The organism is Pseudomonas vranovensis DSM 16006 (genome assembly GCF_000425805.1).
Taxonomy (GTDB): domain Bacteria; phylum Pseudomonadota; class Gammaproteobacteria; order Pseudomonadales; family Pseudomonadaceae; genus Aquipseudomonas; species Aquipseudomonas vranovensis.
On record NZ_AUED01000001.1, the window covers coordinates 211,634 to 235,181 of the forward strand.

Annotated in this window: 37 protein-coding genes; 28 read left to right on the forward strand and 9 right to left on the reverse strand. The window is 59.5% G+C overall.

Annotated features, from left to right (window positions below; all coding sequences use genetic code 11):
- Window positions 1-28: 28 nt before the first annotated feature.
- Complete coding sequence (locus H621_RS0101030; protein ID WP_028941590.1) at window positions 29-952, reverse strand: DNA cytosine methyltransferase; 924 nt, start codon at window positions 950-952, stop codon at window positions 29-31.
- A gap of 69 nt (window positions 953-1,021) precedes the next feature.
- Here H621_RS0101030 and H621_RS28390 point away from each other — a divergent pair, with 69 nt between their 5' ends.
- On the forward strand, window positions 1,022-1,801 hold the full coding sequence (locus H621_RS28390) for a DUF2971 domain-containing protein (RefSeq protein ID WP_156905586.1): 780 nt from the start codon (window positions 1,022-1,024) through the stop codon (window positions 1,799-1,801).
- Window positions 1,802-1,862: 61 nt separating this feature from the next.
- On the opposite strand, the gene H621_RS0101035 is transcribed toward H621_RS28390, so the two are convergent.
- The 8 genes from H621_RS0101035 to H621_RS0101075 all read right to left on the reverse strand — a co-directional run bounded on the left by H621_RS0101035 (window position 1,863) and on the right by H621_RS0101075 (window position 7,014).
- Window positions 1,863-2,678 carry a DUF2303 family protein gene (locus H621_RS0101035; protein WP_028941591.1) on the reverse strand — a complete coding sequence of 272 codons (816 nt, stop codon included), beginning with the start codon at window positions 2,676-2,678 and terminating at the stop codon, window positions 1,863-1,865.
- 21 nt (window positions 2,679-2,699) lie between these two features.
- The gene (locus tag H621_RS0101040; protein WP_028941592.1) at window positions 2,700-3,047 is read right to left on the reverse strand and encodes a hypothetical protein; all 348 of its coding nucleotides are present in this window, start codon (window positions 3,045-3,047) and stop codon (window positions 2,700-2,702) included.
- Between the two features lie 88 nt (window positions 3,048-3,135).
- A complete protein-coding gene (locus H621_RS0101045) occupies window positions 3,136-3,594 on the reverse strand; it encodes a hypothetical protein (protein WP_028941593.1) in 459 nt (152 codons plus the stop codon).
- Between the two features lie 226 nt (window positions 3,595-3,820).
- Complete coding sequence (locus tag H621_RS0101055; RefSeq protein ID WP_028941595.1) at window positions 3,821-4,090, reverse strand: hypothetical protein; 270 nt, start codon at window positions 4,088-4,090, stop codon at window positions 3,821-3,823.
- Window positions 4,091-4,110: 20 nt separating this feature from the next.
- Window positions 4,111-4,494 carry a response regulator transcription factor gene (locus tag H621_RS0101060; protein ID WP_028941596.1) on the reverse strand — a complete coding sequence of 128 codons (384 nt, stop codon included), beginning with the start codon at window positions 4,492-4,494 and terminating at the stop codon, window positions 4,111-4,113.
- Window positions 4,495-4,728: 234 nt separating this feature from the next.
- Complete coding sequence (locus tag H621_RS0101065) at window positions 4,729-5,505, reverse strand: hypothetical protein (RefSeq protein WP_028941597.1); 777 nt, start codon at window positions 5,503-5,505, stop codon at window positions 4,729-4,731.
- A gap of 360 nt (window positions 5,506-5,865) precedes the next feature.
- On the reverse strand, window positions 5,866-6,114 hold the full coding sequence (locus tag H621_RS0101070; protein WP_028941598.1) for a DUF1654 domain-containing protein: 249 nt from the start codon (window positions 6,112-6,114) through the stop codon (window positions 5,866-5,868).
- A gap of 168 nt (window positions 6,115-6,282) precedes the next feature.
- Window positions 6,283-7,014, reverse strand: a complete 732-nt coding sequence (locus H621_RS0101075) for a LexA family protein (protein WP_028941599.1) — start codon at window positions 7,012-7,014, stop codon at window positions 6,283-6,285.
- A gap of 30 nt (window positions 7,015-7,044) precedes the next feature.
- Between H621_RS0101075 and H621_RS0101080 the strand changes: the two genes are divergently transcribed.
- The 27 genes from H621_RS0101080 to H621_RS0101215 all read left to right on the forward strand — a co-directional run bounded on the left by H621_RS0101080 (window position 7,045) and on the right by H621_RS0101215 (window position 23,509).
- Complete coding sequence (locus tag H621_RS0101080) at window positions 7,045-7,278, forward strand: transcriptional regulator (RefSeq protein ID WP_028941600.1); 234 nt, start codon at window positions 7,045-7,047, stop codon at window positions 7,276-7,278.
- 134 nt (window positions 7,279-7,412) lie between these two features.
- Window positions 7,413-8,162: a phage antirepressor KilAC domain-containing protein gene (locus tag H621_RS0101085; RefSeq protein ID WP_028941601.1), complete on the forward strand. Its 750-nt coding sequence runs from the start codon at window positions 7,413-7,415 to the stop codon at window positions 8,160-8,162.
- A gap of 2 nt (window positions 8,163-8,164) precedes the next feature.
- Window positions 8,165-8,983 carry a DnaT-like ssDNA-binding domain-containing protein gene (locus tag H621_RS28835; RefSeq protein WP_084167897.1) on the forward strand — a complete coding sequence of 273 codons (819 nt, stop codon included), beginning with the start codon at window positions 8,165-8,167 and terminating at the stop codon, window positions 8,981-8,983.
- A complete protein-coding gene (locus H621_RS0101095) occupies window positions 8,980-9,648 on the forward strand; it encodes a replication protein P (RefSeq protein WP_028941602.1) in 669 nt (222 codons plus the stop codon). The genes H621_RS28835 and H621_RS0101095 overlap by 4 nt, the downstream gene beginning before the upstream one ends.
- The gene (locus tag H621_RS0101100) at window positions 9,645-9,848 is read left to right on the forward strand and encodes a hypothetical protein (protein ID WP_028941603.1); all 204 of its coding nucleotides are present in this window, start codon (window positions 9,645-9,647) and stop codon (window positions 9,846-9,848) included. The genes H621_RS0101095 and H621_RS0101100 overlap by 4 nt, the downstream gene beginning before the upstream one ends.
- Window positions 9,845-10,141 (forward strand): DUF1364 domain-containing protein, encoded by a 297-nt coding sequence (locus H621_RS0101105; protein ID WP_028941604.1) that lies wholly within the window; start codon window positions 9,845-9,847, stop codon window positions 10,139-10,141. Before H621_RS0101100 ends, H621_RS0101105 begins: the two co-directional genes overlap by 4 nt.
- On the forward strand, window positions 10,138-10,587 hold the full coding sequence (locus H621_RS0101110; protein WP_036989292.1) for a VRR-NUC domain-containing protein: 450 nt from the start codon (window positions 10,138-10,140) through the stop codon (window positions 10,585-10,587). The genes H621_RS0101105 and H621_RS0101110 overlap by 4 nt, the downstream gene beginning before the upstream one ends.
- The gene (locus tag H621_RS0101115) at window positions 10,584-11,879 is read left to right on the forward strand and encodes a tyrosine-type recombinase/integrase (RefSeq protein ID WP_028941606.1); all 1,296 of its coding nucleotides are present in this window, start codon (window positions 10,584-10,586) and stop codon (window positions 11,877-11,879) included. Before H621_RS0101110 ends, H621_RS0101115 begins: the two co-directional genes overlap by 4 nt.
- Window positions 11,876-12,190 carry a hypothetical protein gene (locus H621_RS0101120; protein WP_028941607.1) on the forward strand — a complete coding sequence of 105 codons (315 nt, stop codon included), beginning with the start codon at window positions 11,876-11,878 and terminating at the stop codon, window positions 12,188-12,190. The genes H621_RS0101115 and H621_RS0101120 overlap by 4 nt, the downstream gene beginning before the upstream one ends.
- A gap of 10 nt (window positions 12,191-12,200) precedes the next feature.
- A complete protein-coding gene (locus H621_RS0101125; RefSeq protein WP_028941608.1) occupies window positions 12,201-12,887 on the forward strand; it encodes a hypothetical protein in 687 nt (228 codons plus the stop codon).
- 181 nt (window positions 12,888-13,068) lie between these two features.
- Window positions 13,069-13,368 (forward strand): hypothetical protein, encoded by a 300-nt coding sequence (locus H621_RS26775; protein WP_156905587.1) that lies wholly within the window; start codon window positions 13,069-13,071, stop codon window positions 13,366-13,368.
- Between the two features lie 92 nt (window positions 13,369-13,460).
- Window positions 13,461-13,784 carry a phage holin, lambda family gene (locus tag H621_RS0101135; protein WP_028941609.1) on the forward strand — a complete coding sequence of 108 codons (324 nt, stop codon included), beginning with the start codon at window positions 13,461-13,463 and terminating at the stop codon, window positions 13,782-13,784.
- Window positions 13,784-14,122: an HNH endonuclease gene (locus tag H621_RS0101140; RefSeq protein WP_028941610.1), complete on the forward strand. Its 339-nt coding sequence runs from the start codon at window positions 13,784-13,786 to the stop codon at window positions 14,120-14,122. The genes H621_RS0101135 and H621_RS0101140 overlap by 1 nt, the downstream gene beginning before the upstream one ends.
- Before the next feature lie 159 nt (window positions 14,123-14,281).
- A complete protein-coding gene (locus H621_RS0101145; protein WP_028941611.1) occupies window positions 14,282-14,758 on the forward strand; it encodes a terminase small subunit in 477 nt (158 codons plus the stop codon).
- A gap of 3 nt (window positions 14,759-14,761) precedes the next feature.
- Window positions 14,762-16,441, forward strand: a complete 1,680-nt coding sequence (locus tag H621_RS0101150) for a terminase large subunit (RefSeq protein WP_028941612.1) — start codon at window positions 14,762-14,764, stop codon at window positions 16,439-16,441.
- A gap of 150 nt (window positions 16,442-16,591) precedes the next feature.
- On the forward strand, window positions 16,592-17,902 hold the full coding sequence (locus H621_RS0101160; RefSeq protein WP_028941613.1) for a phage portal protein: 1,311 nt from the start codon (window positions 16,592-16,594) through the stop codon (window positions 17,900-17,902).
- A gap of 3 nt (window positions 17,903-17,905) precedes the next feature.
- Window positions 17,906-18,763: a head maturation protease, ClpP-related gene (locus tag H621_RS0101165; protein WP_028941614.1), complete on the forward strand. Its 858-nt coding sequence runs from the start codon at window positions 17,906-17,908 to the stop codon at window positions 18,761-18,763.
- A 2-nt stretch (window positions 18,764-18,765) separates the two neighbouring features.
- Window positions 18,766-19,953: a phage major capsid protein gene (locus H621_RS0101170; RefSeq protein WP_028941615.1), complete on the forward strand. Its 1,188-nt coding sequence runs from the start codon at window positions 18,766-18,768 to the stop codon at window positions 19,951-19,953.
- A gap of 47 nt (window positions 19,954-20,000) precedes the next feature.
- Window positions 20,001-20,534 (forward strand): hypothetical protein, encoded by a 534-nt coding sequence (locus tag H621_RS28395; RefSeq protein ID WP_156905588.1) that lies wholly within the window; start codon window positions 20,001-20,003, stop codon window positions 20,532-20,534.
- A gap of 3 nt (window positions 20,535-20,537) precedes the next feature.
- Window positions 20,538-20,879 (forward strand): head-tail connector protein, encoded by a 342-nt coding sequence (locus tag H621_RS0101180; protein ID WP_028941616.1) that lies wholly within the window; start codon window positions 20,538-20,540, stop codon window positions 20,877-20,879.
- A complete protein-coding gene (locus H621_RS0101185; RefSeq protein ID WP_028941617.1) occupies window positions 20,876-21,202 on the forward strand; it encodes a phage head closure protein in 327 nt (108 codons plus the stop codon). Before H621_RS0101180 ends, H621_RS0101185 begins: the two co-directional genes overlap by 4 nt.
- Window positions 21,203-21,212: 10 nt before the next feature.
- A complete protein-coding gene (locus tag H621_RS28660; protein WP_167332080.1) occupies window positions 21,213-21,383 on the forward strand; it encodes a hypothetical protein in 171 nt (56 codons plus the stop codon).
- A gap of 3 nt (window positions 21,384-21,386) precedes the next feature.
- Window positions 21,387-21,959 carry an HK97-gp10 family putative phage morphogenesis protein gene (locus tag H621_RS0101195; RefSeq protein ID WP_028941618.1) on the forward strand — a complete coding sequence of 191 codons (573 nt, stop codon included), beginning with the start codon at window positions 21,387-21,389 and terminating at the stop codon, window positions 21,957-21,959.
- Window positions 21,952-22,338 carry a DUF3168 domain-containing protein gene (locus tag H621_RS0101200; protein WP_028941619.1) on the forward strand — a complete coding sequence of 129 codons (387 nt, stop codon included), beginning with the start codon at window positions 21,952-21,954 and terminating at the stop codon, window positions 22,336-22,338. Before H621_RS0101195 ends, H621_RS0101200 begins: the two co-directional genes overlap by 8 nt.
- A 55-nt stretch (window positions 22,339-22,393) precedes the next feature.
- A complete protein-coding gene (locus tag H621_RS0101205; RefSeq protein WP_028941620.1) occupies window positions 22,394-22,897 on the forward strand; it encodes a hypothetical protein in 504 nt (167 codons plus the stop codon).
- A gap of 37 nt (window positions 22,898-22,934) precedes the next feature.
- Window positions 22,935-23,279, forward strand: coding sequence for a hypothetical protein (locus H621_RS0101210; protein ID WP_028941621.1), 345 nt, complete (start codon window positions 22,935-22,937; stop codon window positions 23,277-23,279).
- Window positions 23,276-23,509 carry a hypothetical protein gene (locus tag H621_RS0101215; protein WP_028941622.1) on the forward strand — a complete coding sequence of 78 codons (234 nt, stop codon included), beginning with the start codon at window positions 23,276-23,278 and terminating at the stop codon, window positions 23,507-23,509. The genes H621_RS0101210 and H621_RS0101215 overlap by 4 nt, the downstream gene beginning before the upstream one ends.
- Window positions 23,510-23,548: the final 39 nt, after the last annotated feature.

Sequence of the window (23,548 nt, forward strand, 5' to 3'; positions counted from 1 at the left end):
GAGGGTGCTGGCCGGCAGTGCCGGAGGGTCACGCTGCTTTTATCAATGCCTCGATAACGCGCTGGCCGGCCAATGGCGGAACCGCATTTCCGGCCATGTGCATTGTTAGCCGGTGGTTGTCCGGCCGTAGCGTATCAGCTGGGAACGACATAGCAGCCAGGGCCTCGCTGGCGCTGAGCATTCGCATGCGGTTGCCATCGACCAAGGCCCAGCGGTCCAGGGTGGTGATGGTTCCGATCGGCCGGTTGATGTCGCGGCCTGTGGTACCGGAGCCCTTGCCGTAGTAGGGCATGATGAAGCGGTCGCCGAAGCGCTGGCGGCCGTTGCGTACCCGGTCCAGCGTGGCCTGAGCCCGGCCTGGCTTTTCGATTGCCGACCAGCGCCCGGCGTCGAAGTCGAGGAAGCTGGCTGCCGGCACATGTCGTTCCTGCGGCAGCTGAAGCATCAGCGGCGCTTTGCTGCGAGTCAGCACCATGAACAGGCGCACCCGGTGCTGCGGCACGCCCAAGTCGGCGCAGTCCACGATGTGCGGCGCTGCCTGATATCCAAGTGCATGGACCGCCTGCAGCCAGGCCGGGTAGAGCACCCAGTCGGTGAACTCCGGCACGTTCTCAATCACCGCCGCTTGTGGCCGGTGGAACTCAAGGGCTGATACCGGCGCCCAGGCCGTCGAGCGAGATGCGTCGTGCTGAGGGTTGCCAGACTTCTTCCCGCGAGCCTTCGTGTGACCTTGGCAGCAAGGTGAAGCCAGCATGATGTCGTGTTTAGGCACCTGCTCCCATCGGGCCTGGTGCAGGTCTTGGCAGACGTGCTGCGTGTCGGGGTGGTTGGCGCTGTGCCACTCAACGGCCACTGGCCAGTGGTTTGCCGCCCAGAGAACCTGGACGCCTGCGGCGCGCGCGCCGGTGCTCCATCCGCCGAGGCCGGCGAACAGGTCAATTGCTGTGGGCATGGGAAATTTCCTCCGCGCACTCTAAGCATGGAGTAAGCTGCGATTTTTATATAAACAGGGGTGTTGAGAATGCCAGAGGCTTGCGAGTCGCTATTCCACTACACTGATATAAGCGCAGTTGCTTCAATTCTGAAAAATAAAAAGCTTTGGCTTACTAATATCGGATTCCTGAATGACTCTAAAGAGTTTCATGATGGAATGTCGATATTTTCTGATGTTGTCAAGCAGCTAAAATCAGATCGAGAAATGACTTCCGACTCGACCGTTACCAGAGGCTTCCTACAGGGGGTGATCGATGCTTACAGAATTTTTCCAGATGTAAATTTGTATACTTGCTCTTTTAGTAAGGCTCCAAATTTATTAAGCCAGTGGAGAGCCTATGGGAGTTTTGCAATTGAGTTCTCTCGTCAAGAGTTGGAATCGAAGCACTCTGTGTACGATTGTCGCTATACCATTGAGGAGAAAGAAAGTGTTTGCCGAAGAGGAGTTGATGAATTGATCGCTCATCAAACTCTAATTCTCGATATTGAAGTTGATGAGAAACTAGACCCTTTGCGAAAATTTATGGTTGATATTTCGACGTTGAAAAGCTCTCACTTTCAGGCGGAGAGTGAAGTTAGAATGATTGAAAGCTCGGACTATGAGCTAACTGGGGTTAACTATCGTGCCAAGGGGGATTATTTAATTCCGTATCTCGAAAAAACATTTGATCTGTCCTGCGTGAAGTCTGTGCATATAGGACCTGTAGCAGATCAGGATATAGCTGAGCGTTCGCTTTATTCGTTGCTGCGCTCTTGTGGATTGAGGGATGTGCCTATTGTGCGATCCGATATTCCCTATCGTTCGTGAGTGTTGTGCTTCTGTTTCTCAACCCCCCCCCCCCCGCATCCACGGGGGGGGGCGTCTGCTGTTACGTTGCGCTGAATATCCCAAGTGATAGTTTTGCAGAAGTGCCAACCTTTAAATCGAGAACTGCCTTGAACTCTTGCGCAATAGCTTCGCGCTGAGTTTCTTCGCCGATCCAGCGCAGCTTCAGTACTGGTTGCGAGCCGCTAGTGATGACGGATACACGAAGGCGGATCACCTGTTCGCCCAGCCCTTCGAACGGGATAACCTTGAAGTCCAGCCAGGCCGGCAGGGTTTCTTTGCTGCTGGCCTCGATCTGGTCCATGGTGCTGCGGCTGGCGCGGGTCTCGCCAACGGCGTGGTCGCTTTCCGACGAGGCCTTGACGGTGATGGTGCGCACTGCAGCGATTGCCTTGGCGATCGACATGACGCTGCCGTCTTCGGCAGTGGCCACCAGGTGCTGATGCCAGTCTTCGATCCAGTCGCTCATCGCTTTCTGTGCCAGGCTCTGTCCGCATACAGCTTGCACTGCAGCGAAGGCGGCTGAGGCCTTCAGGCGCAGCACGGCACGGTCATCAGCGTGACCTGGTGCATCCGGGGTGCCGATGTTGAACAGCACGATGCAACTCATGTTGTCCTGGTCAATGAAGCCGCGGGCAGCTGGTGCCGCGCGCTCGACCACATAGGCGCTGTAGTCCGCCAGTGAGTGGGTGGAGTAGGTACCACGGAAGCGGTTGCGGCCTTCCTGGTAGCGCTCCAGATCCACGACGCTGAAGTTCTGCGGGACAATAGCTACCGGACCTAGGGCGGGCAGTTCGCGGCCAACTGCGGCGATGGTGTTTTCTTGGATAAGTTCGAGGGCTTCTTTGCTGAGGGACATGCGCTTTTCCTTGATGGAGAGTTAGGTGCGGGGGGTGATAGGGGCTTCGTCTCGACTGAAGAGCTGATCGCACTTTTCCTGAAACAGAGTGACCTGCCCGCCGGTGCCGACATGCATGGGCGTATCCAGGCTGGTGTTCTCGCTGCGAGTACCGCGCTTGGTCGGCACCTTGTAGTCGAGCTTGTGCTTGATCTTTACTTGGCTGGACTCACCGATACGGCTGAAGTCCAGCGTGATAACCACTTTCCCGGCCTTGTCGAAGTCAACGACGCCGCCAGCGACTTCGGAAATGGCGTGGCCGATCTGGCTGGCGAACGCTCCGCCGTTCAGCTCCTCAAGGAACTCGGCTGTATTGGTTGGGGTTGGCATAGCTTCTTCTCCGTGGGCAGGATGCCGGTCGGCGGCAATGTGATGTGCTGCTGGCGCCGGCCATGCCGGACGCGATTAGAAATTCGCTTCATGCTGCTATCTGTTGGTTCCAGGCGCCCAAGGCTTCGAAGATCCGGGCAGCCTGCGTCTCGTCGAGCGTCAGTTCGCTAGGAATAGCGATCCAGCCCGAGGCTGAAACATGCTGCTGGTTGCATTGAGCGCGCAGGTCCGTATAGATCGCCTCGATCACGTCGGTGAGGTGCGCGGCCAGGTAGTTGCCCTGGGGTGCGACCTCGACGGACTTGCAGTACTGTTCGCCATTGGCCTTCTGGCACATCACGCTCAGGTAGATGGTCCAGCGATGCGGGATATCGCATACCGCGTCGACGATCTGGCGACTGCGGATGCGGCTGCAGTTCTTCCAGTTGACCAGGCACTGCTGGCCGCTGGGATCGATGTTCACCACGGCAACATGGTTGGTGCCCAGCAGCGCCCGGCAAGCACGCTCCATCCGGGCCCGCATGTTGTGCGGTTTGCGCTTGCTCATAGATCCTCCGCAAGCTTCCGCAAGACGGCGCGCTCTGCTGTACTTGGCCGTCGGTGCCGACGCTTCAGTATGGTTTCGGGGTCGACCTTCGCGGATCGCGCCGGCGGGAGAGTGCGCTGGTAGCCTTCGACTTCAGTGGCCTGGCCGCCGGTGGCGAAGAACTTGTCGATACTCGCATTCAGCCGCTCAAGCACTTGGATGCGCGGATCTGGGATAGGCTCGCCGATCATTGCCGCCCGACCAGCTTGCGCGTTGCAGCTGCCTCCATCGCGTCGACGAACTGCATCGCAGCTGGGTACTTGTAGGCGAAGCCCTTGGTCGCACCGGTGGCGATCTCGATCACATCCCAGGTGCCGCCCTTGTTCACCGCCTGGAAGAGCGGGGCGGAATGCCCGACCTTGGCGTGCGCTTCGGCTCTCACTACCTTGCTGCGCTCGAGCAGGGCCGCGAGCACGGCAATCTTCTGCTGAAAAGCAGGATGCATTGCTGTCTGCATGGTGTCTTCCTCAGTTGGGGTCAGGCGTGCAGGTCGAATGACTCGGCCTTGCGGATGATTCGGACCTGGGCAATTCGCCGTTCAGGTACGCGCCGGTCGCGGCGCATTGGGTCGATGTCGCCCATGACTGCGTGCATGGCCATCAACCCAGCAAGGGCGATGCATAGCGGGCTGATGATCTGTTGGCGCATGGCCTTGGTGACGGCCTCGATGCGGCGGCCGGCTTCCAGCTTGAAAAGCGCGGCCTCGATGCGATTGGCCACGGTGCCTGGACTGACCGCCATCTGGCGGGCGATTTCTTTGGTGGTGAGCCCTTGAGCCACCCACAACAGTGCTTCCAGCTCACGGGGTGCCAGCGCCTTGCCGAGCTGACCAATCCATGAGCCGCAGGTGATCGTTTCCATGAAGTGTCCTCGGTGGGCTGCATTGGGGTGTGATCTTTCCGGCTCGGCGCCGGGGTCATTTTTTCGACTCAGCTTTACCTGGCCGCCGCTGGTGCTACCCCGGCATACGCCAGTCGGGCTGACCACTTCCAGTTGTGCGCAAACCTGCGCGCTCAGATCACATCCCGATGCAGCCTGGTGATGGGGAGCCAGGTGATCGGGCAGTTAACGTCAGGCTGACGTGGCGCTGGTTGTTCAGTCGTACAGGCCGTAGCTCAGGTCATCCGGGTCACAGTCGATCACCAGAATGGCGTTACCGAAGTACAGGGACGCCAACATGCGCTCCCAGTCAGAACGGATCGACATGTTGATGGCCACTTTCTTGTCGTCGAGCTTGGCCGAATAGACCTCGCCGAACTCGTCGCACTTGCGCCAGTGGTTTGCCGCATCGCGCTGGCCTGTGATCTTCACGTGCATGCTGTGCTTCAACGAGTAGTTCTCACGGCGGCGGTGGCTGCTGACCCGATCCTCTGGCTCTTCATCGAAGTAGATGTGCAGGAACTTGATGCCGGTGCCGTAGCTATCGCCCTCTTCGATGCGGATTTCGGGGCGCTCCCACTGTTCTTCGGCGGCCTTGTCTTTGTGGTCGCTGATGAACGCTGTGAGCAGCTTGTAGAGCGACACTTCGCCAGTGATCAGGCCTTTGCCGTCTAGCACTTCGGCGATGGATTTTTCTGCCTGCTCGATGATGGTCGAGTGCACGGCGGCTGCCTCCCAGCGCTCGCGCAGGGCATTGGCCACCAGAGCGTTGTAGCGTTGAAGCTCGAAAACATCGGATACGTTGGCCGGCAGCGCGGCCTTCACCGCTTCTTTGATAGCCCCGCCAAAGTCGCCGTAGGAGCGGAATGCATCATTCACAACTTCTTTGAACAGCTTCTCGATACCTTCGTCGATCAGCTCGCGAGGGCGATCGGATTGGGCATATGCGCTTACGCGCTCGGCGAGGAGTGCTTGAAGGGTTTGCTCGCTCATGTGGTGCTCCGTGCTCGATCAGTTGATTTCCCGTCTGGCCCTGTCGCCAAGGCCAGCCAGTGAAATCTGCCGTGACCCGCTGCTGGCGTCGGTCTCTGGCAATCTTCGAATTGTTGTCTCCGACCGCGACCCTGGTCCGCCGGATAACTGTTCTTGGCGCTTTACGCTGCACGCCTGGGTCAGTTGCCAACCCTCTGGACTGTTGAGGCCTGTCCATCGCTGCCTTTGTTGCTGGCCGGTGGTGATCCGGCATCCGTATAACGCAAGTTATGGAGCAAATAATAACCTTAGTTTGGCTTGTGTCAATAACCTAGGTTATTTTTGTGGGCAAAAGAAAACCCGCTCGAAGGCGGGTTTCGTTCAATGATCGATGTGGTCTCGCCACCCGATACGGATCGCGCCGGTATCAAGGCGATCAATGCGAATTCCTTGGGTGCTTTCCAGCTCTGCGATCAGTCGATCCCAGTCCCTCTGGCTCTCCGCTACATCAGGCATCACTTCGATTACCTGGACCTTCTGCACATGAGGTGAGCAGATCAAGCGCTGAACCCGCTGGCCTAGGCGCTCATAGGAGGATTCAGGGGTGTGTGAGAAAGCGAGGGGCGGCATGTACGAAAACTCCGTTTACTGTATGCATATACAGTTATTTCATTTCAAGGAGCTTTGCAATAGAGGCTGGTGTGTAAAGTTTCTTGGCAGGTAAGTTTTTCGCGCAGGATCAGATTCCGAAAGGCACAAAAAAGCCCGGATGACCGGGCTTCATCGAGAGTGCAGGCCTCAGAGCTTCATCATTGCGCGGACAACCACGCCCACAATGCGGCAATTTTCTGCGCACATTTCGACGGGGTACGCCGGGTTCAGCGGCTTGAGGTAACGCCGTCCGCCATCATCCACCAGCTTCTTGAAGGTGGCTTCGTTGCTGTCGGCAAGCTTAGCTACTACGAGCTTTCCCGAGATTGCCTCGGCCTCGGTATCGACCAAGATCATCATCCCCTCGGTAATGCTGGTGCCCACGGGCGACGTCATTGAGTCGCCTTTGACCTCAAGCCAGAAGGCGACGCCTTTCGAGTTGTAGTCGGAAATTTCGTAGCGATCCGAAAAGCCGGGCGGAAAGGGCTCTACAGCTTCAGCCCAAGCGCCTGCTGCAACCCAGCTTACAACTGGGTACCGGTACGACATGTTGGGTTGCATTGCCGGCGCCACATTACTTGGCTCTGTCGTCGATGACTTCCCTGAGTCCAGCCACTCAGCTGAGACATTCAGCGCGCGAGCGATCTCAACCAATTTCTTGGAGGTCGCATTCCTGCCGCTCTCCAGGTGCTGGATCGTCACCTGGCTCACGCCTGCCTTTTCAGCAAGCTGCTGCTGGCTCAAGCCAAGAGCTACGCGCCGGCTGTGGATACGGTCTTTCAGTGTTCCGGTGTCTTCGTTCATGCCGCTAAGGGTAAAACACGCGTTATTACCCTTCAAATAACATGTGTTTGCCTCTTTAATAACTTGAGTTATCATCACTGGCACGATCCATTGAGGCACATACACATGCCAGAGAAAGAGAGACCTGTAGATACGGTGGTCCGCTTGGCCGGCGGCCAGGCTGAGTTAGCCCGTCGATGCAATACGAGCCAGCCCCGTATTTGGCAGTGCGTGCACCGGAATCAGCGCGTTCCCGCTGACCTTGTTATTCCGTTCGAGAAGGCGGTCGACGGGAAAGTTACCCGCCATCAGCTGCGCCCGGATCTTTACCCGGAAGAGGAGGCCAACTCTTCTCGTTGAAGCCAATTGTCGATCATCTGGCATTGCGCCAGTAGATGACCAAAACACCTGCTGATCCATCCAGTACCCAAATCGCAGACACAAAAAAGCCGGGAGGCACCCCGGCTTCTTCACTGCACACAACGAGGTCGATTATGCACACCGCACTCGATGCTAGCAACACCAAGGATAGAACGTCAGTTTTTGGCAATACGCCAAATCTGACGCGTCAGGTCATGTCGTCGCGGGAGATTGCCGAGCTGACTGGTAAGCAGCACTTCCATGTGAAGCGCGACATCGAACGCATGCTAGTTGAGCTCCATGTAGATCCATCCATTTATGGATGCACCTATCTGGACGGCCAGAATCGCATCCAAACCGAATTCCTACTCGACCGAGCACACACTGACTGCTTGTTGACTGGTTACAGCGCGTTGATGCGTATGGCTGTGATCAAGCGCTGGCGTGAGCTGGAGGAGGGCGGTGCGCGCGTTATCGCCACGCTCCCTGACTTTTCTAATCCGGCTGCCGCTGCCCGTGCTTGGGCTGAACAATTCGAGCTCCAGCAAGCTGCCAGCCAGGCCTTGGCCATTGCGGCGCCAAAAGTCGCATTCGTCGACCAGTACGTTGAGGCCGCTGGCTCGATGGGTTTTCGGCAAGTGGCCAAGTTGCTGAAGGCCAACGAGCGCCAGTTCCGCCAGATGCTCCTGGACAAGGGTGCCATGTACTACCTGGCCGGGGTGCTCACCCCGTATAGCCACCATCAAGACGCCGGGCGCTTTGAAGTGAAAACCGGCACAAGCACTTCCAATGGACACGCTTTCAACCAGGCCCGCTTCACGTCGAAGGGCGTGCAGTGGGTTGCCGGCTTGTGGGCGGATTATCAAATCCGGGCGGTGGTATAGCCATGCAGTTCACCATTCACATCAATCAGTCGCTTGCCTTGGAGTGGGGCTTGAATGCCCAGCAGGCACTGCTGTTTGCGTTCGTCTACGAATGCCCCAGCTGGGCCAAGGCGGTCAAGACGGATAGCGGGATCTACTTTGCGCTCAGCAAGGCCAAGATCGTCGAAGAACTGCCGCTTTTGACCGACAAGCCAGATACGGCATATCGACTGCTGAGGGCTCTCGATGAGGCCGGTCTGATCGAGCTATCCAGCACCTCCAGCATCACTTTGGTGCGGCTTACCGAGAAGGGTAAAGAGTGGAATCGCAAGCTGGATGGGTCGGAAAAATATCCGACCACAAAGCCCGGAACAGGTCGGAAAAAAATCCGAGCTACCTCGGAAAAATCTCCGAGCAAGGTCGGAAATAAATCCGAGCCAGGGTCGGAAAAATCTCCGACAAATCAAGGTACCAGTAATCAGGTAACCAATCAGGGTACCAGTCAGCAGCCGCACGAAATTCAAGACGTGATCGCCGAGCAGGATCGCCAGGCTCTGGATGCGCAGGATGACCTGCAGCGCTTCGCGATGTTCGCCGAGTGGAACCCTCCGACCAAAACCGTGACCGCCCAACTGACCTTGGCCGGCCTGACCTTGGATGCGCTCACCGAGGAAACACTCAAGAGCTTCCTGGGTTACTACGTCGCCAAGCCCCGGGTGATCGACAGCAACGGCGGCTGGTGCTTCCGGCTGGCCAAGTGGCTCAAGAGTGAGAAAGCCAGCGGCGCAGCAGAGCAGGGCGAAACCCAGGGTGACTGGACCGAAAAGGGAGTTCGAGTATGAGCGCAACCAACGTTCGCCAGTTGCTGGCCGGCCGCCGGACCGATCCGACCTACCAGCCACCGGTAGAACCCGGGGCAATGCCGATTGATCCAGCCACCCGTCAAGTGATCGAAGACCTGTTTCTTCGGTTGCGCGGCGCTTGCGGTGCTTGGCGTCAATCCTGGCCGACTCCTGCCGTGATGGATGCGGCCAAGCTGGAATGGCTCGGTGAGTTCATGCGCTCAGGCATCACTCGCCTGGAGCAGATCGACCACGGCATGCGCGTACTGAGCGCGAGCAAATCACCATTCGTTCCGGCGCCGGGCGTGTTCGTGAGCTGGTGCTTTGCTCCGGAAGGCCTGGGCCTGCCCAGCACCGAAAAGGCTTATGCCCAAGGCCTGCGTAATTGCCACCCAGCCATGCGCGCTTCAGCGAAGTGGATGCACCCAGCCGTTTACCACGCAACCGCGGCCGCTGGCTTCCACAGCCTGCCGCTAATGTCGCGCGACCTCGGGATGAGCTGCTTCGAGAAGCACTACCTGGTGCAGTGCCGAAAGATCTGGAAGGGCGAGAGCCTTGGGCCGGTACCGGTTGCCGAGCTTGCTGCTCCGGCTGCGCCGCGCTCGCTGGATGTTGGCCGTGCTGCCCTTGAGGCGTTGCGCTCTGCTCGAGGTGGCCGGCAGTGACCGATTCGAAACTGACTGCACCCGACCTCACTGAATACCGCTGGGCTCTTTACGCCTGCGGACACCTGCTGGACCTCACCAGCCAGCCACACCCACCCGTAGCCCTGTATCGCGACGAACAGTCGGCGAACCTGCACGGCCTGCACATGTGGCCATCCACCTTCACCGTTGTTGACCTCCACAAGGACGACCGCCCATGAAGCAATCCAAGTTGACCAAAGCCGCACGCGGCCGGGAATGCCAGGTGCGCATTCCGGGCGTTTGCAACGGCGACCCTGAAACCACCGTGCTGGCCCATTACCGGATGTCCGGCACCTGTGGCGTTGGCATGAAGCCGAACGATCTGCAGGGCGCCTGGGCGTGCAGCGCCTGCCATGACGCCTGTGACGGTCGCAGCCAGTTGATCAGTCGCGCCGAAGCTCGCCAGCACCACGCCGAGGGTGTGATGCGCACCCAGTCCATTCTGATCCGCGAGGGGGTTGTTGCTGCATGAATAGCCAGAAGCCTCCCGTTCGAAACCCGCCACCGCTGTTCCGCGCGAAGAAGACCCGAGCTAAGCCCGTCGACCGCGAAGGCTTGGAGCAAGCCTCGCTGATGCGCGAAGTCGCATTGCGCCACCCGGCCGCCGCCAAGCTGATTTACCACGTCCCGAACGGCGGTCACCGGCACAAGCTGGTGGCGCTCAAACTGAAAGAGCAAGGTGTGAAGGCTGGTGTTCCTGACCTGGTGCTGCCGATGGCGCGCGGCGGACACTTCGGCTTGTACATCGAGTTCAAGGCCAAGCCGCCATTCGACGCTGCCGTGTCGCCGAGCCAGGACGCCTACATTCAGGCGCTGCTCGAGCAGGGCTACCTGGCCATCGTGTGCCGCGGCGCTATTGATGCCTCGGAGGCGATCCGCGCTTACCTGCTGCAGCCACAGACCAAGGTGGCCGCATGACGCTGGCGGTCGCTTTCTCCGATGCCGAGATTCGCCGCCGTGCTGAAGATCCGGCCACCGTGCTGATGCGCGATCCGCGTCACCCTGGCCTGTACTTCCGCTTCACCGAGGCGCGCCCGCGTGGCACCTGGTCGCTGGTGGTGCGCAAGAAGTGGAACCGGATCGGCGCCTACCCTGACTTGTCGACCAAGACCGTGCTGGCCGCGCTGCCGGACCTACGTCAGCGCCTGGCGAATGATGCCCAGGCCAGCGCCGCCGTTTCGGCTTGGAGCACGCTCGGCGAGCTGCTGGCCTGGTATAGCGACCGCATGTCCCGTGACCGCAACCTGTCGGCCAAGCGCAAGGCTACGGCCAAGTCAGCGATCGCTTGCCACCTGATTCCGCGCGTGGGTGGCCTGGCCTTTGCCGATGTGCGCCACGGCACCCTCGATGCGCAGCTGATGTGGCCGTTGCAAGCCACGCTGTCGCTGGAGTTCGTCCGGCTGATCTTCGGCCTGCTGGTGGTGGCCTGCCGTCGAGCGCACACCCTGGGCCTGATCCCGAGCAACCCGATGACGGGGATCAAGTTCAGCGACTTCTCGAAGACCAAAATCAAGGCCAAGGCCGCCCGGTTGCGTGGTGTGCAGATCGAGCCGCTGCTGGCCCAGTTGGAAGGGGTCATGGAGGACGATCCCGCCGACGCCATGCTGGCCTTGCTGATGCTGTGCCATGGCACCCGGGTAGGCGAGACACGCATGGCGCAGTGGCCGCACCTCAGTCTGGCCGAACGCACTTGGCACATCCCGGCCGAGCACACCAAGACCCGCGTTGGGCATTCCTTGCCACTGACTGATCAGGTCTGCGCGCTGCTGGCCCAGTACCGCGACCGACAGCTCGCCAGCGGCTACAGCGGCCAGTACCTGTTCCCAGCACGTAACGGCAAGAGTCTGAGCGAGAGCCAAGCCAGCGCTGTGTTCACCCGCCTGGGTAAGGGCGAATGGACCAGCCACGACCTGCGCAAGCTGGCCCGTACCGGTTGGGCGGACCTGGGCATCGACTTCCTGATCGGCGAGATGCTGATCAATCACACCATGGGCCACAACGTGCAGGCCTACATCCACAGCACTGTCGAGGAGCGCAAGCGTGTGGCCCTGGAGCAGTGGCACGCCCATTTAGACGGCAAGGGTTTCATCCTCATTCACGGGTTGGAGGAGGGTGGAAACAAAGATTCGCGAAATGAGCCGGAGGCTGCGCAGGTCAAGGGCTGCAAGGTCGCTGAGAAAACAACCATAGGCGAGGATTCAAAGGCATGAAAAAGAGCCATGGACCGGCCTTCCGCAAGGAGGCAATCGACCTGGTTGAGTGCCCGGCCTGCCGTGGCAAGGCGGTGATCAGGGGCGTGTTTCACGACCTGGCCTGCGTCCAGTGCAACGCCTCTGGCTGGGTGGCTGCGGATGGCGAAGCCCTGCCACTGGAAGAGCTGGTCACTCAATTGAGCCTTCACCTGCAGGCCGCACAACGACACATCAACGAATTGAAGAACCCTCGGGCCACTGGGCCGGAGGCTATCTATCAGGAAGGCAATCGCCGCGGGGCTGGCGGTTCAAACAGAACATTGGATTGAGGGGCAGGACATGGTTTACGGAAGCGTTTCGGGAGCGGTGGTTGCGGCGTTGGCTGCGGGGGAAAAGGGGGCCGCAAAGGGGCAGGCCTGGCAGAAGCTGTACAAGGCGGCCGAAGAGGAGGGTGGTTGCCTGGCCTCGCTGGGTGGTCAATCGCATGGACTGGATCGCACGCAGGTGGATTACTGGCTGTCGGCGCGCCTGCACCACCTGCTGAAGCCTCGGCACTGGGATGCCTTGGTGGCGAAGTACAGCACCAGCAAGGCGAAGAAGGTTCAGGCCATTACGCTGGTGAGGCCGCTAATTGCTAGCCCGGCGCCGGCGCTATTCATCTACAAAGCAGTGACGGCCTGGGCGATCCCAAAGCTGAAGGGCGCTCGCCGGAAGGCGCCGCGCTCAGTGTCGGTTGAGGTGTCACTCGACGCATCGCCATGGCGCCGCGAGGCGACGGTGAATGCTGCAGTTGCTGCGGGCCAGTCCGAAAAGCGCCGGATCGAGGCGCTGGAAGAGGATGTGATCATCCTGGCCGACAGCTTCTACGACATGAACACCTGGGACCTGGACGCCACCTCCGAGCCGACGCGCCGTCGCTGGAGAGCACAGATCAACGAGAAGCTTGATGGCATGGTGGACGATGCCTTGGCTGAAGTGCGGGTGATTTTGGAGGCTGAAGGGCTGCTGATGAAAGATGCAGCGTGATTGCCTGTTGACATCAGTGAGCGACTGAGCGAAATTATCCCTATCCTGTCATTCCTGCGCGTGTTGAGGAGTGATCCCGAAAGCCCGGCCATTGAGTCGGGCTTTTTCGTTTCTCTTGTTGACAAAATGCCATCATTGCTGATGATTGCCGCTTGGTTTTTCTCAGGATGGGGTAGAAGTCATGCCAATGGTTAAAAACGTCGAGAAGAAAATCTGGGATGTCCAGGAGTTCGACGTGCGCTTCAAAACGCTCGAAGGTAAAGATGTTCGTGGGGACAAGAAGGACATGCCTCAGTACCCACGGAAGAACAAATCGAAGAACGATATGACTGTGTCCGAGTGGAAAACTAACTTCCGTAAGCTCTATCCGGGCTACGATGTAGATGTTCTCGATGGCAGCGGGGATCCAGCGCATGGTTCGAAAAAGCTGGGGACGGTGCGCGACACATACAGTGATGCTGACGAGGATGATGCCGCCTAAGTCATTAGCAAAAGCGGTCCTTGCAGCTTGACAAGCCCTGCCAATTTGGCGGGGCTTTTTTATTCCTGACTCCCTAAGAGGGAGGATCTGAGATGCCTAACATGCCCGAGAAGGACCCTGGCCTGTGGGCCGCAGTGATTGCGTGGGTGATTGCCCATCAGCCGCAGCTGTACACCGGTGGAACAGCCGCAGCTGTTGCTATGTGCCGAGTCATCTACGGTGGTGGCGGTCGCCGCAAGGTCATCCTTGAAGGGATCTTATGCGGACTGATTGGCACAAGCCTGATGCCGGTGCTCGAGTACTTCTCGCTACCCACCAATCTGGCGGTGTTCGCTGGCTGCATGGTCGGCTTCATCGGCGTGGAGAAGCTGCGCGATTACTCAGACCGGTTCATGAGCAAGAAGGTTGAAGGCTGATGGTCAGGCTCAAGACCCTCGGCTCCCGCATCAAGGAAAGCTCCAGCTCACGGGTCAAGGTCGTGACCCCAGGCAGTTGGCGCAGCGACAAGACCAGCACCCAAAGAGGCTACGGCTACAGGTGGCAGCAGGCGCGAGAGCGCTACCTGTTTGACCATCCGTTGTGCGTGTACTGCGCGCGGCACGGCCTCATAGCTGCGGCCAGTGTGGTAGACCACAAGATCCCACATCGAGGAGACCAGGACCTGTTTTGGAATCAATCAAACTGGCAGTCGCTGTGCAAGCCATGTCATGACTCAGTCAAGCAGGCTGAGGAGGCTGGAGGGCTGATTGACTGATGCGTCAGCGGATCGTCGCAGATCGGCTCGAGTTGCTTAGTGGCACGTCAGTGGCGTGCCGTTAGAGGGTAGGGGGGTTAAAAGTGTGGGATTCTCATCTAGCTAGACCGCCCTCGACCTCATTCGTACATTTTTTCCCATTTAACGGAAAAGTTAACCATGGCTTTAACCGACAAAAAGCGACGGTTTGCTGACGCTTTGCAGTCGGGGGCCACCAATCGCGAGGCGGCAATTGCTGCCGGATATTCCGAGAAAACCGCGTCACAAGCGGGCTCCAAGCTGGCGAGGGACCCTGATGTTATAGCTGCGATCGGCAGAAAGCTACGGGCCAAAACCGCTACTCCGGCAGAAGTTAAAACTGCGCGGAAAGTTAACTCGCCGCCGGAGGCTGCGTCGGCTGACGACGGCCTGGTCTTCGCAGAGTTCGACGATCCTCGCGACTTCCTGACGGCAGTGATGAACGAGCAGTCTGCAGAGCCAAGGCTGAGGGTCGACGCTGCCAAGGCACTCATGCCCTATATGCACGGCAAAGTTGCTGACCAAGGCAAGAAAGAAGCCCGCCAGGATGCCGCCAAGGAGGTGGGCAAGGGGCGCTACGCACAAGGCAAACCGCCGCTCTCTGTCGTCAAGGGGTAACTCATGCAATGGACTACCGCCTGCCCAGACTGGTGGCGGCGATTGGCTGCGGGTGAGTCGATCATTCCAGAGCCGCTGTTCCCTGATGAGGCCGAAGCCAGCCTTGAGGTGTTCAAGGGACTGAAGATCGTCGATGCCCCTGGCAGTCCGACAATCGAAGCCTCCTGCGCTCCGTGGGTGCTGGCCTTCGCCGGCGCTGTGTTCGGCAGCTACAACAGCGAGACCGGCGAGCGACTGATTCGGGAGGTAATGCTCTGCATACCGAAAAAAAACAGTAAGTCGACCATCGCCGCGGGCATCATGCTCACGGCTCTGATCCGCAACTGGCGCCTCTCGGCTGAGTTCATCATCCTGGCACCCACCAAGGAGGTTGCGGATAACTCATTCGTCCCGGCCAAAGACATGGTCAACAACGATGAGGAGCTGAAAGCACTTCTCCATGTTCAACCTCACTTGCGGTTGATTACCCATCGAGAAACGGGGGCCACGCTGAAAGTGGTTGCCGCTGACAGTGACGTGGTGGGTGGCAAGAAGGCGGTCGGCGTGTTGATCGACGAAGCCTGGCTGTTCGGCAAAAACCCGAAAGCAGCGGACATGATCCGCGAGGCTACCGGCGGCCTGTTGTCCAGGCCGGAAGGCTTCATCATCTGGCTGACAACCCAGTCGAACGAGCCGCCGGCAGGCGTGTTCAGGTCGAAACTGTCGTATGCCCGCGGCGTTCGGGATGGCCGCATCGAGGACAACCGGTTCCTTCCGATCATCTACGAGTTCTCGCAAGAGATGATCAAAAGCGGCGAGGCACGGAAGCCCGAGAACTTCCACCTGGTAAACCCGAACATGGGTTACTCGGTCGACCGCCCGACGCTGGAACGCCTCTTCATGCAGGCGGAACTCGACGGCGAGGCAGATCTGCGAGGCTTCCTGGCCAAGCACCTCAATATTGAAATCGGCTTGGCCCTGATGTCCGACAGCTGGGTCGGCGCTGAATTCTGGGAGCCACAGTCACTTCCAGGTCTGACGCTTGATGCGCTGCTCGCCCGGTGCGAGGTGGTGGATATTGGAGGTGACGGCGGCGGCCTCGATGACTTGCTCGGACTGGCCGTTCTCGGCCGTGAGATTGGTACCCGAAAGTGGCTGCACTGGGCGCATGCCTGGGCGCACCCATCCGTTCTGGAGCGGCGCAAGTCCGAAGCTCCCCGCCTAAGAGACCTTGAGGCGACCGGCGATCTGACGATCGTTGAGCATATCGGAGACGACGTAGAGCAGTTGGCAGCCATTGTTGCCCGCGTCAATGCCACCGGTTTGCTGGATAAGGTTGGCCTCGACCCAGCCGGCATCGGCGCGGTTCTCGACGCTCTGGCAGATGCCGGTGTCGAGGAAGACAAGATCGTGGGTATCTCCCAAGGCTGGAAGCTCACCGGTGCAATCAAGACGACCGAGCGCAAACTTGCCGAGGGCGCTCTTCTGCACTGCGGTCAGCCGCTGATGGCCTGGGCCTGCGGCAATGCGAAGGGTGTTCCTTCAGCCAACGCTTTCCTCATCACGAAACAGGCCTCGGGAACCGCAAAGATCGACCCGCTTATGGCCACATTCAACGCTGTTTCGCTGCTCAGCCTCAACCCAGAAGGGAGAGGCGGAATGGACAATTTCATGGCTGGCATTCGGGACCCTTTGATCGCATGAGCGCAATCCACTATTTCATCATCACCGCATTGGCGGCCTTTTGCATGGCTTGCGCTGGCGTCTGGATGTTGGCCGGTACCGGCTGGGCCTTACTCGCGGGAGCGCTGAGCTTGTTCAGCATCGCGGCGTTCATTCGCAGGGGGCTGGCCAGTGATTAAAACCCTATCCCAAGCATTGGGGGCTGCCGCCACCAAGCCTTCAGCCAACATGAGTGATTGGTTGGGCAAAAGTATCAAGCTGTCGGATGGCGGTTTCTGGAGTGCATTTCTGGGTGCCCAATCCAGTAGTGGCAAGTCAGTCAGCGTCGACAAGGCGATGCGACTGTCTACGGTGTGGGCGTGTGTCCGGATCATCTCGACTTCCGTAGCTGGCTTGCCGTTGAGCATCTATCGGCGAATGCCGGATGGCAGCCGCGAGAGTGCCCGCGACTTCCCGCTGTATGACGTGGTGCATACCAGCCCCAACGAGGATATGGCCGCCTTCCACTTCTGGCAGGCTGTCGTCGCCTCGATGTTGCTGTGGGGTAACGCCTATTGCGAGATTCATCGTTCTGCTGGGCGCGTGATTGCTCTCGACTTCCTGATGCCGTCGCGAGTCGACCTGGAGTTCGATGATGATGGCCGGCTCAGGTATTTCTTCCGGCCTCGAAAGGGGAGTCGCCGGGAGATCGATCGGCAGAACATGCTGCACATCCCAGCATTTACCTTGGATGGCCGAGTTGGCCTTTCTGCTATTCGGTACGGCGCGGATGTGTTCGGTTCTGCGATGTCGGCAGATGACGCCGCTAACAGCACCTTCCGAAACGGCATGATGCCCACGGTCGCGTTCTCGGTGGACAAGACGCTGAATCCGGCCCAGCGCGTTGAGTTCCGTGAGTACGTGAAGACAATCTCCGGGGCATTGAATGCGGGCAAGAGTCCAGTGCTCGAACAGGGCGTGAAGCCGGAGATGATTGGCATCAATCCCGCCGATGCACAGCTGCTGGAGTCGAGAGGACATAGTATCGAGGAAATCTGCCGATGGTTTGGCGTCCCGCCTTGGATGGTTATGAAGACCGACAAAGGCAGCAATTGGGGCACCGGCTTGGAGCAGCAGCAGATCGCGTTTCTCACCTACTGCATCATGTCGTTCACTGCGCCGATCGAGCAGTGCGTGAACAAGTGGTGCATGACGGCAGTTGATCGGATTAAGTTCTATTCGGAGTTCTCACTTGAGGCGTTCCTGCGGGCCGACAGCTCAGGGCGTGCGGCGTACCTCAGCACAATGGCCCAGAACGGCTTCATCACCCGCAATGAGGGCCGCCGCAAGGACAACATGCCTCACATGCCTGGCGGGGACGTCCTGACGGTTCAGTCGAACCTAGTGCCGTTGGACCAGTTGGGCAAACAAAACGATGGTCAGGCCGCACGGGCCGCACTGATGCACTGGCTGCAAGAGCCGGAAAACAATCCACGGGAGTAGCCCATGAAACACAAGATCCAGTCTCGCGGCCTGCGCAGCGAGATGAGCCCGCGCGCGCTCGATAAATGGAACCCCGCGATTCAGGCAGCCGTTGAGAATACCTCGGACACCATCACGGTTTACGGTGTGATCGGCGAAGACTGGTATGGCGAGGGTGTAACGCTGAAACGAATCGATGCGGCCTTGCGGGCTATCGGAGACCGCGACGTCACCGTCTACATCAACTCGCCGGGCGGCGACATGTTTGAAGGAATTGCCATTTACCATCGCCTTCGTGAACACAGTCACAAGGTCACCACCAAGGTGCTCGGCATGGCGGCCAGCGCTGCTTCGATTGTCTTCCTCGCTGGTGGTACGCGAGAGGTAGCCAGCAGCGCCTTCCTCATGATTCACAACTGCTGGACCTGGCTCGCCGGCAATCGTCACTACCTTCGCGACATCGCTGATGACATGGAGGAGTTCGATGCCGCTATGGCCGACCTCTATGCCGAGACCAGCGGCCAGTCTGCAGAAGATATGACCGAACTGATGGACGACGAAACCTATATCCGTGGCAAGCGCGCCGTGGATCTGGGCTTGGCCACCGGGCTGTTGTCGTCCGCCGAGATCACCGAGCGCGAAACCGAAGAGACCGCACAGGCCAGTGCGCTCAAAGCTATGGACGTTGCCCTGGCTAAGGCCGGCATGCCTCGCTCCGAGCGCCGCGAACTGTTCGCCAGTTTCAAGTCCGGCATGCCTCGCGCTGCCGGCGGGGGTACGCATAACGCTGCCCTGACCGACAAGCCTAGCGCTGTTGCGCCAGACCTTTCCGCCTCTCTGAGCGCGGCAACCAATCTCCTCAATTCTCTGAAAGGAAAGTAACCATGGACTTTGAAGCCCAAGTCAAGGAACTCAACGCCAGCCTCAAGGGCATTGGCGACCAGATCAAAGCCCAAGCCGAGGCGACTGACAAACAGATCAAGGCCTCCGGCGAGATGACTGCCGAGACACGCGCCAAGGTCGACGAGCTGCTGACCAAGCAGGGCGAGCTTCAGGCACGCCTGGGCGAGGCCGAGCAGAAGCTCGTAAATGCGAGCCGTGACCGCTCTCACCAGGTTGAGCCGCAAAAGTCGGTCGGGGCGCTGGTGATCGGCAGTGAAGAAATGCAGGACATGAACTCGTCCTTCCGTGGTTCGCGTCGTGTATCCGTCCCGCGTGCGGCAATCACCACAGCCACTGGTGGTGATCTCGTGCCTGCCCAGCGCTTGGCAGGTGTCGTCGCACCGCCTCAGCGTCGCCTGACTATCCGCGACCTGGTAGCGCCGGGCGAAACGGAATCGAACTCTATCGAGTACATCCGCGAAACCGGCTTCACCAACAGCGCCCGCACCGTCGCTGAAACCACCGCCAAGCCGTACTCCGACCTGACCTTCGCTCTGGCCACCGCGAACGTCCGAACCATCGCTCACCTGTTCAAGGCGAGCCGACAAATGCTCGACGATGCAAAAGCGTTGCAGAGCTACATCGATGGCCGCGCGCGCTACGGTCTGAATATGGCCGAAGAGGCTCAGTTGCTCTACGGCAGCGGCACTGGCGCGAATCTTCAGGGCCTCATGACCGTTGCGCAGCTGTACGCGGCTCCCGCGGGCGTAGCGGTGGTAGGCGAGCAGCGCATTGACCGTTTGCGTCTGGCGCTGTTGCAGGCCGAGCTGGCTGAGTTTCCGTCGGACGGCATTGTGCTGAACCCGATTGACTGGGCGGCGATCGAGCTGACCAAGGACGGTGAGGGGCGCTACATCATCGGTCAGCCCCAGAGCGGCACTGACGCTCGCCTCTGGAATCGTCCAGTAGTGTCCACCCAGGCCATGACCCAGAACGACTTCCTGGTCGGGGCCTTCAAGCTCGGTGCGCAGATCTTCGATCGGATGGAAATCGAAGTGCTGATCTCAACCGAGAACGACAAGGACTTCGAGAACAACATGGCGACGATCCGTGCGGAAGAGCGACTGGCGTTCGCCATCTACCGTGAAGAAGCCTTTGTCACTGGCCCGCTGACCACAGTCACTCCCTAAATCTTCTGCCGCGCGGCGCCGGTGATGGCGCCGATTGGAGTACTCCTATGGCACGTAAACAGGAAACACCAGCATCCACGGCGGAGGCGAAAGATTCTGCCTCGCCTACTGAGCTCAATACAGCTCACGCTGAGAATGGCAGCGTAACCCCTTCGCCTGAAGCACCGGTCTCATCGGGTCTTGGCGAAGGCGGAACCTCTTCAGCCGAACCCGGGGCCACGGGGAGTGCAGGTCAGGATCAGACAGTAGGCCAGGCAGGCTCGACCCTCGCGACCGATGTGACAGCAACCGATCAGTCTGCAAACGCCAATGCCGAAGCTGCTGGCGCAAGCGCTCCGGATGATTCCGACCAAGCCGGATCGGTGGCAGCTGAAACCGGCTATGACTTCAATCAGCCCGGCAGTGGAGAAGAACCTGCTGCCAATCCCAACCCTGCGGTGGTTCAGATTTACCCTATGCGCTCCTACATGGACGAGGGTGAACTGCGTCGTCGCGGAGGCCCGGCCTATACGGTCCCGCGTCGTCACGCCGAGGAACTGGTTCAGAAAAATCTGGCCTCATTTGACCCGCTGAAGGAGTAAGCGATGCCCATTATCAGCATGGCTATCGCTCGCCAACATCTTCGCGATCCTGACGACGATGACGAGTACCTGCTACTTCTGATCGCGGCGGCGGAAGGGAAGGCGATGGACTACCTGAACCGCAGGTTTTATGCCGACGAGGATTCGATGGCCGCTGCTGTTGCTGCCGATGAGGCTGGTGAGTCGCCCATATTGATCAATGCTGCAATCAAAGGAGCCTGCCTGCTGATACTGGGCCACCTTTACGCGAACCGTGAAGACGTTGTCACCGGCACGATCGCCACAGCAATGCCCATGGGTTCTCAGGCCCTGCTGACACCACATCGAATCGGGTGGGGCGTATGAGGGCCGGTCGCCTTCGTCATCGTTGCACGGTGACCTTTCCGCGGCGGGTGCAAAACAGTTCCGGCGGTGCCGAAGAAACATGGGTGGCGGCAACCCCTCCGGAACTGTGGGCCGAGATCAGGTTGCCTAGCGGTCGCGTTTCAGCAGTCGCCGAGCAACTGGAGGCAGTCGTTACCGCCGAAATTCTCGTCAGGCCTCGAGGCGACATTGTCGCCGGCTGGCGGCTGACCAGGCGCGGCGTGACTTACAAGGTCGAGGCCGTCCTAATTGATAACTCCGGGACGCTGATGAGGCTGCTTTGCTCGTCCGTGCCAAATCCATGAGGTACAACCAATGAAGATTCGAGCACTGGGCCCACTCTCCGGCGCTGTCGGCGAGCGGGCGAAGGGTGAAGAGTTTGACGTGTCAGCTGAAGACGGTAAGGGGCTGATCGCCCGTGGCTACGCCGAAGAGGTCATCGAGAAGGCGACCAAGCCAGCCAAGGGCGATCAGGCCAAGGAGTAGGCCATGGCTCGCCGCTCCAGGATGTCCGGCGACTTCAAGCTTCGCCGCCTTCTGCGCAACATCCACAAGAACATGGATAACGAGCTGAAGCCGGCGATGCAGAAGGCCGCCGACCGCATGCTGCAAACGATGAAGGACCTGGTGCCTAAAGACACGGGGGAAGCCGCCGCAGCGCTGACGGCGTTCGTATCGTCCAGCGGGCTGAATGCGGAAATCGGTCTGCGCGGAAAGCTCAACAACCAACGTTACTTTTACCTGCGCTTCATCGAGTACGGCACCAAAGGCTACTCCGGCAAGCTCTATCACCGTGCCGATGCAAGCGCCGCGTCAGGCACCCACACCACCAACCGTGACCGCTCAAAGCTCAAGGGCAAGAACCGGCTGGGGCGGCGCGATACCAAGAACAAGAGCGACGGCACCCACTTCTTCGGTAAGTACCCGAACATTCCAGCCAGACCGGCACATCCCTGGCTCAGGCCAGCGATGCAGGTCAATCGGGAGTTCGTCCTGGCAGAGATCGAGGCGGCAATCACCCGCACGCTGCGCAAGGCAAGCCAGGGGGTAGGGAATGGCTGATCCATCTGTCGCGCTCCAGCAAGCCTTGTTTGCGAGGCTTGTGGCTGAGGTCAGCTGCCCCGTTCACGACGGCGCACCGATGAACACACCGAAGCCCTATGTCTCCATTGACCGGGAAGTTTCTACGAACATTCGGCCAATTGCAGGCCGCAAGCGTGAGCAGCGCTTGATCTACCTGTCGGTGTGGTCCGATGCCATCGGCCAGGCCGAGGTGAAGCGCATCAACGGCGAGATCATCAACGCCCTGGACGAGCGCAAGTTGCCACTGGCAACCGGCCGGGCAGTCTCTGTTCGTATCGAGCAGGCCGACGCCCAGCGCGATGCCGACGGAATTACGTATCAGGGTTCGATCACGGTCCGCGTGATCACCACTCACTGAACACACCACCGGCCGCGTCGCGGCTTTTATCCAACGTGGCTTTGGAGGAACACCCATGCCCGCAGAAGACAATCTCAATACGGCCGCCGGCTGCCGACTCGCCATCGGCAGTAAAACCGCAGCTGGCACCGAAACCCAGTACAAAGCCGACACCTACATCGATGTGGGCGAGATCGAAGACCTGGGCGAATTTGGCGATACCTTCAGCGCGGTGAACTTCACCGCACTGAGTGATGGTCGGGTGCGCAAATACAAAGGCACCGCCGACGCGGGCAATATGACACTGACTGTTGGCCTGGACAGCGGGGACGCCGGTCAGAAGGCGGTGGCGGTGGCTCACAAGGACCGCACCAAGGGTAACTACAACATCAAGGTCACCCTGAACGACGGTGATCCTGACGCCACCCCGGCAATCCTGCCGACCACTTTCTACTTCGGCGTGAAGGTCATGAACAACACCGTAGCCCCAGGCGCAGCCGACAACGTCGTGCGCCGCAACATGACGCTCGCCATCAACACCGAAATTCTCGAAATCCTGGCCGGTCCTGCTGCCCCGTAACTGACGGGGCTTGCGCCTTTTTTCTGTGAGAACCCAAATGAGCGAAGCCCTACATGGCACTGTCACCTTGGTGATCGGTGCGCGCACCTACACCCTGAAACCGACGCTGGATGCAGCATTGCGAATTGAAGCTCGCTTCGGCGGTTTGCGCGGCGCGCTGGAATCGATGCGTCTGATGAGCATCGCGGCCTGCGCTGACATTGTCGTCGCCGGTGCTGGCCTGGCGCCCGAACAGCACCAGGTCGTTGCCGCTGAGGTGTTCCACACCGGCGTGGCCAAGGTGTCGGGCCAACTGACCGAATTCATCACCACTCTGCTCAATCCCGTGCCGCCAAGCGTGGTCGCCCGGGGAAAGGACGAGGCGGTCAGCACAGCGCAGTGAAGAACGGCAGCTACGTCGACTACCTGTTCGGCGTAGCCACCGGCTGGCTTGGCTGGCCGCCCGACATTGCCTGGCACACGCCGATTCCGCAAATCATGCTCGCACTCGATGCTCGTCTCGATTGGACGGGGCGCGGTCAAAGCCAAGGGAACGCTCAGTCAGCGCCTCAGAAGCGTGAAAGCGTCGCGGACAGGTTGAAGAACTTCCTGCGAGGTCGCCCGAAACAGTAGATAGCGTGCCGCCTTCGGGCGGTTTTCTTGCTTGGAGAT

Excerpts from the sequence above, each read along its gene's own strand:
- H621_RS0101030 (WP_028941590.1), bottom strand. The coding sequence starts at position 952 with ATGCCCACAGCAATTGACCTGTTCGCCGGCCTCGGCGGATGGAGCACC.
- H621_RS28390 (WP_156905586.1), top strand. The coding sequence starts at position 1,022 with ATGCCAGAGGCTTGCGAGTCGCTATTCCACTACACTGATATAAGCGCA.
- H621_RS0101035 (WP_028941591.1), bottom strand. The coding sequence starts at position 2,678 with ATGTCCCTCAGCAAAGAAGCCCTCGAACTTATCCAAGAAAACACCATC.
- H621_RS0101040 (WP_028941592.1), bottom strand. The coding sequence starts at position 3,047 with ATGCCAACCCCAACCAATACAGCCGAGTTCCTTGAGGAGCTGAACGGC.
- H621_RS0101045 (WP_028941593.1), bottom strand. The coding sequence starts at position 3,594 with ATGAGCAAGCGCAAACCGCACAACATGCGGGCCCGGATGGAGCGTGCT.
- H621_RS0101055 (WP_028941595.1), bottom strand. The coding sequence starts at position 4,090 with ATGCAGACAGCAATGCATCCTGCTTTTCAGCAGAAGATTGCCGTGCTC.
- H621_RS0101060 (WP_028941596.1), bottom strand. The coding sequence starts at position 4,494 with ATGGAAACGATCACCTGCGGCTCATGGATTGGTCAGCTCGGCAAGGCG.
- H621_RS0101065 (WP_028941597.1), bottom strand. The coding sequence starts at position 5,505 with ATGAGCGAGCAAACCCTTCAAGCACTCCTCGCCGAGCGCGTAAGCGCA.
- H621_RS0101070 (WP_028941598.1), bottom strand. The coding sequence starts at position 6,114 with ATGCCGCCCCTCGCTTTCTCACACACCCCTGAATCCTCCTATGAGCGC.
- H621_RS0101075 (WP_028941599.1), bottom strand. The coding sequence starts at position 7,014 with ATGATAACTCAAGTTATTAAAGAGGCAAACACATGTTATTTGAAGGGT.
- H621_RS0101080 (WP_028941600.1), top strand. The coding sequence starts at position 7,045 with ATGCCAGAGAAAGAGAGACCTGTAGATACGGTGGTCCGCTTGGCCGGC.
- H621_RS0101085 (WP_028941601.1), top strand. The coding sequence starts at position 7,413 with ATGCACACCGCACTCGATGCTAGCAACACCAAGGATAGAACGTCAGTT.
- H621_RS28835 (WP_084167897.1), top strand. The coding sequence starts at position 8,165 with ATGCAGTTCACCATTCACATCAATCAGTCGCTTGCCTTGGAGTGGGGC.
- H621_RS0101095 (WP_028941602.1), top strand. The coding sequence starts at position 8,980 with ATGAGCGCAACCAACGTTCGCCAGTTGCTGGCCGGCCGCCGGACCGAT.
- H621_RS0101105 (WP_028941604.1), top strand. The coding sequence starts at position 9,845 with ATGAAGCAATCCAAGTTGACCAAAGCCGCACGCGGCCGGGAATGCCAG.
- H621_RS0101110 (WP_036989292.1), top strand. The coding sequence starts at position 10,138 with ATGAATAGCCAGAAGCCTCCCGTTCGAAACCCGCCACCGCTGTTCCGC.
- H621_RS0101115 (WP_028941606.1), top strand. The coding sequence starts at position 10,584 with ATGACGCTGGCGGTCGCTTTCTCCGATGCCGAGATTCGCCGCCGTGCT.
- H621_RS0101120 (WP_028941607.1), top strand. The coding sequence starts at position 11,876 with ATGAAAAAGAGCCATGGACCGGCCTTCCGCAAGGAGGCAATCGACCTG.
- H621_RS0101125 (WP_028941608.1), top strand. The coding sequence starts at position 12,201 with ATGGTTTACGGAAGCGTTTCGGGAGCGGTGGTTGCGGCGTTGGCTGCG.
- H621_RS26775 (WP_156905587.1), top strand. The coding sequence starts at position 13,069 with ATGCCAATGGTTAAAAACGTCGAGAAGAAAATCTGGGATGTCCAGGAG.
- H621_RS0101135 (WP_028941609.1), top strand. The coding sequence starts at position 13,461 with ATGCCTAACATGCCCGAGAAGGACCCTGGCCTGTGGGCCGCAGTGATT.
- H621_RS0101140 (WP_028941610.1), top strand. The coding sequence starts at position 13,784 with ATGGTCAGGCTCAAGACCCTCGGCTCCCGCATCAAGGAAAGCTCCAGC.
- H621_RS0101145 (WP_028941611.1), top strand. The coding sequence starts at position 14,282 with ATGGCTTTAACCGACAAAAAGCGACGGTTTGCTGACGCTTTGCAGTCG.
- H621_RS0101150 (WP_028941612.1), top strand. The coding sequence starts at position 14,762 with ATGCAATGGACTACCGCCTGCCCAGACTGGTGGCGGCGATTGGCTGCG.
- H621_RS0101165 (WP_028941614.1), top strand. The coding sequence starts at position 17,906 with ATGAAACACAAGATCCAGTCTCGCGGCCTGCGCAGCGAGATGAGCCCG.
- H621_RS0101170 (WP_028941615.1), top strand. The coding sequence starts at position 18,766 with ATGGACTTTGAAGCCCAAGTCAAGGAACTCAACGCCAGCCTCAAGGGC.
- H621_RS28395 (WP_156905588.1), top strand. The coding sequence starts at position 20,001 with ATGGCACGTAAACAGGAAACACCAGCATCCACGGCGGAGGCGAAAGAT.
- H621_RS0101180 (WP_028941616.1), top strand. The coding sequence starts at position 20,538 with ATGCCCATTATCAGCATGGCTATCGCTCGCCAACATCTTCGCGATCCT.
- H621_RS0101185 (WP_028941617.1), top strand. The coding sequence starts at position 20,876 with ATGAGGGCCGGTCGCCTTCGTCATCGTTGCACGGTGACCTTTCCGCGG.
- H621_RS28660 (WP_167332080.1), top strand. The coding sequence starts at position 21,213 with ATGAAGATTCGAGCACTGGGCCCACTCTCCGGCGCTGTCGGCGAGCGG.
- H621_RS0101195 (WP_028941618.1), top strand. The coding sequence starts at position 21,387 with ATGGCTCGCCGCTCCAGGATGTCCGGCGACTTCAAGCTTCGCCGCCTT.
- H621_RS0101200 (WP_028941619.1), top strand. The coding sequence starts at position 21,952 with ATGGCTGATCCATCTGTCGCGCTCCAGCAAGCCTTGTTTGCGAGGCTT.
- H621_RS0101205 (WP_028941620.1), top strand. The coding sequence starts at position 22,394 with ATGCCCGCAGAAGACAATCTCAATACGGCCGCCGGCTGCCGACTCGCC.
- H621_RS0101210 (WP_028941621.1), top strand. The coding sequence starts at position 22,935 with ATGAGCGAAGCCCTACATGGCACTGTCACCTTGGTGATCGGTGCGCGC.